Source organism: Achromobacter pulmonis (genome assembly GCF_902859765.1).
Classification (GTDB): Bacteria; Pseudomonadota; Gammaproteobacteria; order Burkholderiales; family Burkholderiaceae_B; genus Achromobacter; species Achromobacter pulmonis.
In genome coordinates, this window is the sequence record NZ_CADIJV010000041.1 from 24,408 (window position 1) to 34,522 (window position 10,115).

The following is a 10,115-nucleotide window of genomic DNA, read 5'->3' on the forward strand; positions in this document are numbered from 1 at the left end:
TGCCGTCGCCGGCGGGGGGCGTCAGGGAATCGGCGGGTAGTCGCCGAAGCCGTCCGGCCAGGACGTCAGGACGTCATAGCCGGTGTCGGTGACGACCACCATGTGCTCCCACTGCGCCGACAGCGAGCGGTCCTTGGTGACCACGGTCCAGCCGTCGGGCAACTGCTTGGTTTGCGGCTTGCCGGCGTTGATCATGGGCTCGATGGTGAACATCATGCCCGGCTGCAGCACCAGACCCTCGCCCGGGCGGCCATAGTGCAGCACCTGCGGCTCGTCGTGGTAGATCTGGCCGATGCCATGGCCACAGTACTCGCGCACGATGCTGAAGTGCTCGCGTTGCGCGACCGTCTGGATGGCGTGGCCGATATCGCCCAGCGTGGCGCCGGGCCTGACCGCCATGATGCCGGCGCGCATGGCTTCGTAAGTGGTGTTGACCAGGCGCCGCGCCAACGGGCTGGGCTGGCCGACGAAATACATGCGGCTGGTATCGCCGAACCAGCCGTCCTTGATGACGGCCACATCGATGTTGAGGATGTCGCCGTTCTTGAGCACCTTGGCCGACGGGATGCCGTGACAGATCACGTGGTTGGCCGAGGCGCAGATGGTCTTGGGAAAGCCGTGGTAGCCGACGTTGGCGGGAATCGCCTTTTGCACGTTGACGATGTAGTCATGGCAGATGCGGTCGAGTTCGTCCGTGGTGACGCCGGGGCGCACATGCTCGGCGATCATGTGCAGCACGTCCGCGGCCAGGGCGCCGGCCTTGCGGGCCATGGCGATGTCGGCGGCGGACTTGATGGAAACCTTGCGCGCCATTTACGCGGCCTCCCGCTGGCTGGTGGCCGCCTGCCCCTGGGAGAGGGCGGCGATGCTGAAACCTTCCGCCTGCTCGATGCGGATCAGCAACTGGCAGATGTCGGCGTGGCGCAGTTCGGGATAAAGCTCGGACAGCATGCCGATGCGCATCCAATGTTCGGCCTGCGCATTGATCGAGCGGCTGAGCGCGCCGCTGGCCACGCGCAGGTTTTCGTGCATCTGCTCGGAAATCTTGACGATGCCCATAAGGGTTGTTCCATATACGATTTATATATGGAACGTATGTTATCGCAATCGCGAGGCCGGATGCAAATCCCGCACGGCCGTGGCGCGGCGTGCCGACGTAGGGCAGGGGCGCTTCCGGAGGCTCAGGCGGGCGGCAGACGCCGCGCATAAATTTAATCCGGGTAATATTGACGCGACTATTTAATCCGGGTAAAAATAGAGGCTTCTCCCCTCCCCAAGGAAACAAGCATGACGACGTTCGACTTGAACGCCGGCGCCACGGCGCCGTTGGCAGACGAAGCCGACCTGACCGACCTGGCCGTGGACGGCACACTGCCGCCCGGGCTGGACGGGGTGCTGGTTCGCAACGGGCCCAATCCCTTGCGCGGCCGTTTCGAGGGCAACGACGTGCTGTCGTGGTGGCCGCAGCCGGCGATGCTGCATGCCATTGATTTTCGCGACGGACGCGCCAGCGGCTACCGCAACCGCTGGGCGCGCACCCGGATCTGGGCGCGCGAATATGCCCCGCAGGCCGTGGCCGCGCTGCCCGACACCAATCCCAACGTCAATGTGCTGCGCCATGCCGGCGAAATCCTGGCGCTGGCCGAGGGCGGGGCGCCGCTGGCGATGACGCCGGCGCTGGAATTCCTGGGCGCCAGCCGCCGCCATCCCGGCCTGGCGGGCGGGATGACAGCGCATCCCAAGGTGGACCCGGAGACTGGCGAATTGATGAGTTTCCGCGCCCATTGGGAGCCGCCCTGGCTGCGCTACGGCGTGACGGACGCCGACGGCCGCCAGCGGGTGGATCAGCGGATCGAGGTGCCGGGGCCGTCGATGATGCATGACATGGCGATCACGGCGCGCTACAGCATCCTGCTGGACTTGAACGTCGCCTACGACTTTTCGATGTTGTCGCGCGGCTACCGCATGCCGCTGCGCTGGCATGACGAACGCCCGTCGCGGGTGGGCGTGATTGCGCGCCATGGCGGTCCGGTGCGCTGGTTCGAGGTGGCGCCATGTTTCATCCTGCATGTGGTGAATGCGTACGAGGCCGACGCGTCGACGCTGGTGCTGGACGTGGTGCGCTATCCGGAATACCTGCGGCTGGCGCGCCATGGCACGGGTTTCGAGGACAATCCGCTGGGCGTGTTGTGGCGCTACGAGATCGACCTGGACGCCGGCCGTGTCGCCGGACGCGCGCTGGACGATGCCGGCATCGAATTGCCGCGCATCAACGAAGGCAGGACCGGCCGCGCCTACCGCTACGGTTATGCGGTGGAGCAACCCAACAACCGCGAGATGCGAGGCGTGGTGCGCTACGACCTGGAGAGCGGCGCGCGGCAGCGCTACCGGGTGCCGCCGGGCGACCAGAACAGCGAGCCCGTGTTCGTGCCGCGTCCTGAGGGGCGCGCCGAGGACGACGGCTGGGTGCTGGTGTGCGTGTATCGCCAGGCCAGCGATACCAGCGATGTGGTGGTGCTGGACGCGCGTGACCTGGCGGCCGGGCCGCTGGCGACGGTGCGTCTGCCCCGGCGGATTCCGGCGGGTTTCCATGGCGCCTGGCTGCCGCGCGAGGCGGGCGGCGGCTGAGCGGGGCCGGGCATCGCCACCGTGCGCGGCGCCCGTGGTGGCCTTGTCCCTCAGCGGCTCTTGGCGCGCGCGCTTTTCCGCGCGCCCGCGCGCGGCGCTTCCTTGGCGGGCGGCGCTGCCGCCGCCGTCAACTGCTCCATCCAGGCCAGCGCCTCGGTGTAGCCCACGAACTGTTGCAGGTAGCCCGGCGACAGTTCGCGCATCAACGACAGCGCGCGGTGCACCAGTTGGTTGGAGTTGAGCGGGCCGGCGTTCTTGTGCACCTGTTCCTGCGACTGGCGCACTTGACGGTCGGCGCTCAGGCCCGACCAGATCTCGCGCAGTCCGTCCAGCACTGGCAGGTCGGGGTAGGCATCGCGGCGCGCCTGCGCCGCGATGGCGTCGGGGTCGTCGCCGGGGGCGCCGGGGTAGGCGAGGTATGCCGCCAGTTCTGCCAGCGGGCCGCGCGTGGCGGCCGCGGGCGCCATGGCGGGCGTGGGCGAGTCGGCTTCGTCCGCCCCGGTGGCGGAGACCGTGGCGCGGGCCGCGGCGGCCTCGGCGATGCGCGCCGCATACGCGTCCAGCAACGCCGCCAGGCGCGCGTCCAGCCTGGCGCGGGCCGCGCCAGCGTGGGCGGCGGCGCGCCGGGCCAGCGCTTCGATGAATTGGAAGCCGACCGGATCGAGGCGGTCGTCGCCGCGCTCGCGCCAGGCCTGCAAGGCGGCGAGCGTGGCGTCGCCGGGCGGTTCGGCCGGCGCTGCCGGTTGCGCGCCGTCCATCAGCGCCGGGCCAAGACCGCCATCACTGGCCACGCGGGGTCTCCGTGCCGTTGGACGGCTTGGGAATCGGCGTGATTTCGACCCGGCGGTTCTGCGCGCGGCCGTCCTCGTCGGCGTTCGAGGCCACCGGCTGCTCGGCGCCGAAAGCGGCGGCGAACACCAGCGACGACGGCACGCCTTCGTCGATCAGGGCGCGGGTGACGGTCAGCGCGCGTTGCGCCGACAGGTCCCAGTTGTCGGCAAAGCGCCGGTTGCCTTCGCGCACCAGTTGGTCGTCGGTAAAACCGCTGACCATCAGGATCTCGTCGTTGTTCTTCAGATAGGCCGACAGCGGCGCGATCAGGCTTTGCAGCACCTCGCGGCCTTGCGGCTGCAACTGGTCGGAATTGAGCGCGAACAGCACGCTGCCGCTGATGCCGATGCGGCCGTTGATCAGCGTCACGCGGCCGGCCGCCAGCGGCGCGGCCAGGGCCTGTTCCAGTGTCTGGCGGCGCTGGGTCTCCTCCTGGCGCTGTTTGACCTCGCGTTCGAGCTGGGTCGACAGCTCCAGCTGCACGGCCACCACGCTCACCAGGATCAGCACGAAGGCGCCCAGCAGTACCGACATCAGGTCGCCGAACACGGCCCAGGTCGGCACCGCCGGTTCGACGCCGCCGTCGATGTCCTCGCCCGCGCTCATGCCGCTTGCGCTCCGGCGCTGGCAGCGCGCTGGCTGGCCAGCTCGCGCAGGTTCTCGACGATCTGCTTCTGCGACATGGTGCTCAGGTCGACCACCTCACGCGCCTGCGCCACGTAGTAGGCCAGTTGCTCGTCGCCACGCGCGATCGACTTGTCCAGCGCCGCCTCGATGCGCTCCAGATGCGCCACCAGCTTGTCGTTGGATTCGCCGAACAGGCGCACCGCGGCGCCGAAGGCTTCGCCCAGGCTGGCCACCTCGGCCGCGCCGCTGGTCACCTGCGCGGCCACGTCGTCCAGGCGCTCGGTTTCGGCTTCAACCTGCTGGGTGAATTGCGCGCCGACCCGGTCCAGCAAATCCGAGGACGACGACACCAGCGCGTCCACCGCGCTGCGCTGCTCGCTGGAGGCGTGGTTGACCGCGTCCAGCAGCGTCGCCAGCGTGTCCAGCAGGCGGTTGCGCTCTTCCAGCATGGCGTTGTCGTAGGCCAGGCTGTCGGACAGTTTCTGCCGCAGTTCGCCGATGACCTCGGCGGCCGCGCGTGGCGCCTCGGAGGCGGCCTGCACCAGCTGGCCGATTTCGGCGATGGTGCCGCTGGCGTGGGCTTCGGTCTGGACGGCGATGTCCTGGGCGGTCTGCGCCAGGGTGGCGCAGATCTCCTGCTGCAGGGCGGCGCTGCGTGCGCCGGCCTGTTCCCATTCGTGGCGCAGCGCCTCGGCCATGCGGCCCAGCTCGCCGGTCCAGGCGGCCAGGCGTTCCTGGTCGCGCGCGGCCAGTTCGGCCTGCAGGCCGGCCTGCGACTGGCCCAGGGTCTGCAGTAGCGATGCCGAATGCTGCTCGAAGGCGGCCGCGGCGGTGGTCAGGGCCTGCTGATTGTCGCTGGCCAGTTTCTCGTTGGCCAGTTCCTGGCGCACCTGGGCATCGCTCCAGGCCTGCGTGACGCCGCCGGCCGCCGTTTCCAGGCGAGCCGAGAGGTTTTCCAGCAGCGCGGCCTGCGCCTGGGTCTGGGTGGTGAGGTCTTGCGCGGTGCGCGCCAGCAACTGTTCCAGTTCCTGGTGGCGGGCGGCGGTGAGTTCGCCGGCCTGGCGCCATTCGCGGCCCAGATCGGTGGCGATGGCGCCGAGCGAGGCGTGCCAGGCCGCCAGGCGCTCCTCGTCCCGCGAGGCCAGGGCGGCCTGCAGGTCGGCATGCGACTGGTCCAGCGTGCGCAGCAGCGAGGCGGAATGTTGTTCGAAAGCGGCGGCCGCGGCGGCCAGGGCCTGCTGCGTGTCGCCGGCCAGCTTTTCGCTGGTCAGTTCCTGGCGCACCTGCGCCTCGGTCCAGGCCTGGGTCACGCCGCTGGCGGCCGATTCGATGCGGGTGGCGACCGTGTCCAGCAGCGCGGCCTGTGCTTCGGCACGGGTCGTCAGGTCCTGCGCGGTCTGCGCCAGCGTCTGGCTGACTTCCTGCTGGCGGGCGGCGGCTTGCGCGCCGGCCTGCTCCCATTCGCGGCCGAGCTTGTCGGTGAGGGCGCCGAGCGTGCCGGCCCAGGCGGCCAGGCGCTGCTCGTCGCGGGACGCCAGGGCGGCCTGCAGGTCGGCGTGCGACTGGTCCAGGGTGCGCAGCAGCGTCGAGGCGTGTTGCTCGAAGGTGGCGGCGGCGGCGGCCAGGGCCTCGCGGTTGTCGCCGGCCAGCTTTTCGCCGACCTGCGCCTGGCGTTCCAGCGCCTCGTGCCATTGCGCCGAGACGTTGCCGGCGGCGCTTTCCAGGCGGGCCGAGACGTTCTCCAGCAGGCCGGCCTGGGTCTGCGCGCGCTCGGTCAGTTCCTGCGCGGTGTGGGCCAGCGCCTGGTTGATTTCCCGCTGGCGTTCGGCGGCCTGCGCGCCGGCCTGCTGCCATTCCTGGCGCAGGGTGGCGGACAGGGCGCCCAGGGTTTCGGTCCACGCGGCCAGGCGTTGCTGGTCGCGCGAGGCCAGCTCGGATTGCAGGGCGGTGTGCGATTGGTTCAGCGTGCGCAGCAACGACGCCGAATGCTGCTCGAAGCTGGCGGCGGCGGCCGTCAGCGCCTGCAGGTTGTCGCCGGCCAGTTTCTCACTGGCGCGTTCCTGGCGGCTCAGCGCCACGTTCCAGGCCTCGGACATGCTGCCCGAGGACGCTTGCAGGCGCTCGGACACGCTGTCCAGCAGGGCGGCCGAGCGTTGTTCGAAGGTCTGGGCGAAGCGTTCCAGCGAATCGCGCAGGTCCTGCGCCAGCGTTTCGCTGGCGCGCTGCTGGCCGGCCAGTGCCTGGTTCCAGATGCCCGCCACGTCGCGGGTGGCGGCTTGCAGGCCGGCGGTCATGCCGTCCAGTTGGCGCTGCACCGCCTGGGTCACGTTGTCATGCAGCGAGGCGGTCTCGCGCGACAGACCAGCCATGGTGGCTTCGACCGCCGGTTGCAAGGCCGCGCCGGCCGAACGGGCGCTTTCGGCCACGCTCTCCTTCATCGATTGTTCCAGCACGGCGGCCAGGCGCGCGTAGGCGGCCTCGGCCTTGCCCTGGAACGCGTCCTGGCTGGCGAGCTGGCGCTCGTTCAGGGTGTGGTTCTGCTGTTCCAGGTTGCGCATCATGGCGTCCAGGCGGTCGACCAGCGCGGGCATGGTCTCGGCCTGCTGTTGCAGCACTTCGGCCTGGCGTTGCAGCAGCTTGAAGCTCTCTTCGCGCTGGTGCGCCTGGCTGTACAGGCGCAGCGTGGTGGCGGCCTTGGCGTCGAGCAGTTGCGCGGCCAGGATGCGGTCGCGCCGGCACAGGGCGGCCAACAGGCCGAGCATGGCCGAGGTGGCCACGCCGGCGATCGAGGTGCCGAAAGCGAAGCCCAGGCCCTTGACCGGGGCGGCCAGCGAGGCACGGATGGCGGCCAGGTCGGTGGCGCTTTCCAGGGCGGTGCCGGTGCCGCGCAGCGTCACCACCATGCCCAGGAAGGTGCCCAGCATGCCCAGCAGCACCAGCAGGCCGACCAGGTAGGGCGTGAGCGCCGGGCCGGGCAGGCCCACGCGTTCGCCTTCGATGCGCAGCCGCACCGGATTGCGCAGCGCGGCGGGCAACTGGTCGAGCCAGCCCCCCAGGCTGGCGGGCGCTTCCGACAGCTTGCCGACCGCGCCCCGCAGGGACGAGGTGGCCTGCTGGTAGCGCAGCAATTCGAGCGCGCCGGCCAGGTAGCAGGCGCAGATCAGCAGCGTGACGGCCAGGGCCAGGGGATTGGTGCCCGCGTAGCCCGCGCCGATCCAGCCGGCCACAGCCAGGCCACCGAGGAAAACAACAATATTGATCAGGTATTTGGACATAGTGTCCCGGTTAGCTGGCGCGAAGGGCGGCAAGCAGCCCTTCGACCGGTTGTAAACGAATATCCAGTTCGGCCAGCAGCACGCTGCGCATATCCTTGCGGAACGTCTCCAGCCACGCGCCCGGCGTGGGCGCGGGTCGTACGGGCGACGGCGCGCCGACTGGCGCCGCCACGCCCGGGCCCGCGCCGTTCTGCGGGCTGCCGTCGGGCGCATCCAACGCCTCGGCGTCGGCCGGCGCGTCAGCCCCGGCTGCGGCGGGCGTTTCGGCCGCGGCTTGCGCGTCAGTCTGTGCCGCCGCTTCCAGCGCGGCCTGTTCGGCCTGCCGCAGCCGGTCGAAATGCCCTTGCAGCAGCTTCGGAATCGCGCCCAGCAGGGTCCGCTCGCGCGGCAGCAGGGCGCGGTCCATGATGGCGTCCACCACCGCCAGCCGCGTCATTTCCGGCGTCTTGGCCGCGACCATGCCGCGCAGGCGGCTGCGCAGATTGCCGATACTGGTTTCCATCGTGTGCTGCAACGACAGATAGCGCTGACGGAAATTCGAATAATCGGCTTCGTCGGACTGCAGCGCCGCCACCTTGGCGGCCACCTGGCCCGGCATCATTCGTTTGGCGGCCGTGGCCGCGGTGTCGCTGGCGATGGCATCGGCCAGCGTGACGCGCACGCGTTCGCACTCGCGCTCTTCGGCGCTGCTGAACCTGCGCGCGCCGGGCGCGATCGCCGGCGGGCGGTTGTTCAGGGCCGCGGACAGGGCAATCGCGTCGGTCCAGCCGAGCCATTGGCTCAGATGATCGGACAACGGTTGCCGGGATTGCGGCGCGTCGACATCCGTCAGGCGAGTCAGCAAGCGAATGAGCGTCGGGCCGCTTAAACCTGTGCGCTGTGGGGCTTGCAACATACCACCAGAGTCAAAAAGGGGGGAGTTTACACGCTGGCGGCGGCTCGCTGGGGCGGGAAAAGGCCGCCGCGCCTGGACCTGCAACAATTTGTCAGGGCGGCGCGGCGGCGCGGGTCTGAAAAAAGCAGACCGGATCAGGATGCCGTGCTCGGACGGCGCACCGCGCGCAGCCGGCCGCTGTTGCCGCCGCCGCAATAGAACACGCCATCGCCATCCGATTCGAGGCCGGAAATGCCTACGCCGGCGGGCATCTGCAGGCGCTCCAGCACCTCGCCGTTGGCCGGATCGACCCGCCGTAATTCGCTGGCGTCGTTTTCCCAGGTGGCGTGCCATAGGCCGCCATCGACCCAGCTGACCCCGGTTACGTAGCGGTCGGATTCGAGGGTGCGCACGATGGCGCCGGTGGCCGGGTCGACCTGGTGGATCTTGCGGTCGGGATAGCGGCCGATCCACAGCATGCCTTCGGCCCAGGCCATGCCGGAATTGCCTTCGCCAGGGGGCGCGGGCACCGTCGACAGCACCTGGCCCGAGGCCGGGTCGATCTTCTGGATGACGTCGCCGGCGATCTGGTAGAGGTGCGTGCCGTCAAAGGCGGTGCCGGCGCGCGCGGCCACGTCGATGGTCTGTATCACCGCGCCGCTGGCCGGGTCCAGGGCGTGCAGCTTTTCGCCGACGGCGATCCAGACGCGGCCGCCATCGTAAGACACCCCGTGCACGTCGCTGACGCCGGGGAAGGGACCGTATTCGCGGAGGATTTCTGCGGGTTTGGCTTTCATGTCGATGTCCTGTTCAAGAAAGAAGACGTCTCCATCCTAGGCATCCGGCGGCGGCAGCGGGAGTAACAATGTCGTCGCGAAACCCGGCAGCGGCGGAGTGATCCAGCGCCGGGCGCGGCCGTGGCCGAACGGCTGCGCCCGGCCGCCAGCGGCCAATGCCTCCAGGGCGCGCTGCATCTGACGCTGGCTCGTGCCCGTGGCCAGGGCCAGGGCCGAACTGGACCACGCCTGGCCATCGGCCAGCAGCGCCAGCACCGCGGCATGCCGCTCCCGCACCGGCGGCGCCAGTACCGCGACGGCGCCATCCGGCGGCGTCAGCGCAAACCCCTGCCGGGTAGCGCGGATCTGCGCCAGCGGCCCCAGCATCGCACGCAGCCGGCCGATCTCCACGCGCAGACGGGCGCGGTGGGTTTCGTCCGGATGGCGGCTGCGGAACGCCTGTGATATCAGCGCCTCGCGCGGCGCATCGCCGGGCCAGGCCTGCCCCAGGGCCTGCGCCAGGGTGAACAGCACCGGCCGGCTGGCCAGCGACACGGTCACGCCCGCGCCGTGCACGGCATAGCGGCAGGCGTCGATCACCAGCAGGTCCGACGCCAGCAGCGCCTCGACCTGCGCCAGGCGCAACTCCCGGGTCTGGCCGGCCATGTCCAGGCGCGCGGCCGGCGCCTCCAGTTGTGCGTGGGCCTGCCGCACTTCGGCTTGCAGGGCGGGAATGCCGGCTTGCGCGGCGGCCTGCCCGGCACGTGCCAGCGCGGCGCGCGCGGCGCCGGCCTGCACCCGGCGCAGGGCAATGCCGGCCAGGGTCAACTCATGCACCGCGCGCAGCGCGGGGGGAAAGGATGCGGGGTCCAGTTCCGCCAGCAGCTTTTCCGCCGGCCCCAGGTGCCCGATCAGCACCAGGCGGCGGCCCGCCAGATAGGCCGCATACGCCGCGTTGCGCGCATCGCCATGCCTTGCCAGCGTGTCGCGCGCCGCGTCCAGCGCGGCGCTGGGCCAGCCCAGGTCGCGCGCGGCCAGCGCGATCTCGGCCTCGGCCACGACGCAGCGGGCCCGCGCCACCGGCTCGGTGGCGCCAAAGGCGCG

Annotated in this window: 9 protein-coding genes; 1 reads left to right on the forward strand and 8 read right to left on the reverse strand. The window is 70.5% G+C overall.

The genetic code is table 11. The features are described 5' to 3' along the window. Positions 1 to 21: 21 nt before the first annotated feature. Together map and HV701_RS23955 are read right to left on the reverse strand one after the other, a co-directional pair. Positions 22 to 813 carry a type I methionyl aminopeptidase gene (gene map, locus HV701_RS23950; RefSeq protein ID WP_175135500.1) on the reverse strand — a complete coding sequence of 264 codons (792 nt, stop codon included), beginning with the start codon at positions 811 to 813 and terminating at the stop codon, positions 22 to 24. After that, positions 814 to 1,059, reverse strand: a complete 246-nt coding sequence (locus HV701_RS23955; RefSeq protein ID WP_175135501.1) for a ParD-like family protein — start codon at positions 1,057 to 1,059, stop codon at positions 814 to 816. Positions 1,060 to 1,287: 228 nt separating this feature from the next. On the opposite strand from HV701_RS23955, the gene HV701_RS23960 reads away from it, so the two are divergent. Next, positions 1,288 to 2,628, forward strand: a complete 1,341-nt coding sequence (locus HV701_RS23960; RefSeq protein ID WP_175135502.1) for a carotenoid oxygenase family protein — start codon at positions 1,288 to 1,290, stop codon at positions 2,626 to 2,628. Between the two features lie 50 nt (positions 2,629 to 2,678). On the opposite strand, the gene HV701_RS23965 is transcribed toward HV701_RS23960, so the two are convergent. The 6 genes from HV701_RS23965 to HV701_RS23990 all read right to left on the reverse strand — a co-directional run. Further along, entirely contained in the window at positions 2,679 to 3,386 is a 708-nt protein-coding gene (locus HV701_RS23965; RefSeq protein WP_175135508.1) for a DUF2894 domain-containing protein, read from the reverse strand. A gap of 22 nt (positions 3,387 to 3,408) precedes the next feature. After that, entirely contained in the window at positions 3,409 to 4,065 is a 657-nt protein-coding gene (locus HV701_RS23970; protein ID WP_175135503.1) for an OmpA family protein, read from the reverse strand. After that, on the reverse strand, positions 4,062 to 7,361 hold the full coding sequence (locus tag HV701_RS23975; RefSeq protein WP_175135504.1) for a DUF802 domain-containing protein: 3,300 nt from the start codon (positions 7,359 to 7,361) through the stop codon (positions 4,062 to 4,064). The genes HV701_RS23970 and HV701_RS23975 overlap by 4 nt, the downstream gene beginning before the upstream one ends. Positions 7,362 to 7,371: 10 nt before the next feature. Then, a complete protein-coding gene (locus tag HV701_RS23980) occupies positions 7,372 to 8,256 on the reverse strand; it encodes a DUF3348 domain-containing protein (protein ID WP_175135509.1) in 885 nt (294 codons plus the stop codon). 134 nt (positions 8,257 to 8,390) lie between these two features. Beyond that, on the reverse strand, positions 8,391 to 9,032 hold the full coding sequence (locus HV701_RS23985; protein WP_175135505.1) for a Vgb family protein: 642 nt from the start codon (positions 9,030 to 9,032) through the stop codon (positions 8,391 to 8,393). 36 nt (positions 9,033 to 9,068) lie between these two features. Further along, positions 9,069 to 10,115 (reverse strand): helix-turn-helix domain-containing protein (locus tag HV701_RS23990; RefSeq protein WP_175135506.1); only part of this gene is annotated, 1,047 nt, incomplete at its 5' end.

Excerpts from the sequence above, each read along its gene's own strand:
- map (WP_175135500.1), bottom strand. The coding sequence starts at position 813 with ATGGCGCGCAAGGTTTCCATCAAGTCCGCCGCCGACATCGCCATGGCC.
- HV701_RS23955 (WP_175135501.1), bottom strand. The coding sequence starts at position 1,059 with ATGGGCATCGTCAAGATTTCCGAGCAGATGCACGAAAACCTGCGCGTG.
- HV701_RS23960 (WP_175135502.1), top strand. The coding sequence starts at position 1,288 with ATGACGACGTTCGACTTGAACGCCGGCGCCACGGCGCCGTTGGCAGAC.
- HV701_RS23965 (WP_175135508.1), bottom strand. The coding sequence starts at position 3,386 with ATGGACGGCGCGCAACCGGCAGCGCCGGCCGAACCGCCCGGCGACGCC.
- HV701_RS23970 (WP_175135503.1), bottom strand. The coding sequence starts at position 4,065 with ATGAGCGCGGGCGAGGACATCGACGGCGGCGTCGAACCGGCGGTGCCG.
- HV701_RS23975 (WP_175135504.1), bottom strand. The coding sequence starts at position 7,361 with ATGTCCAAATACCTGATCAATATTGTTGTTTTCCTCGGTGGCCTGGCT.
- HV701_RS23980 (WP_175135509.1), bottom strand. The coding sequence starts at position 8,256 with ATGTTGCAAGCCCCACAGCGCACAGGTTTAAGCGGCCCGACGCTCATT.
- HV701_RS23985 (WP_175135505.1), bottom strand. The coding sequence starts at position 9,032 with ATGAAAGCCAAACCCGCAGAAATCCTCCGCGAATACGGTCCCTTCCCC.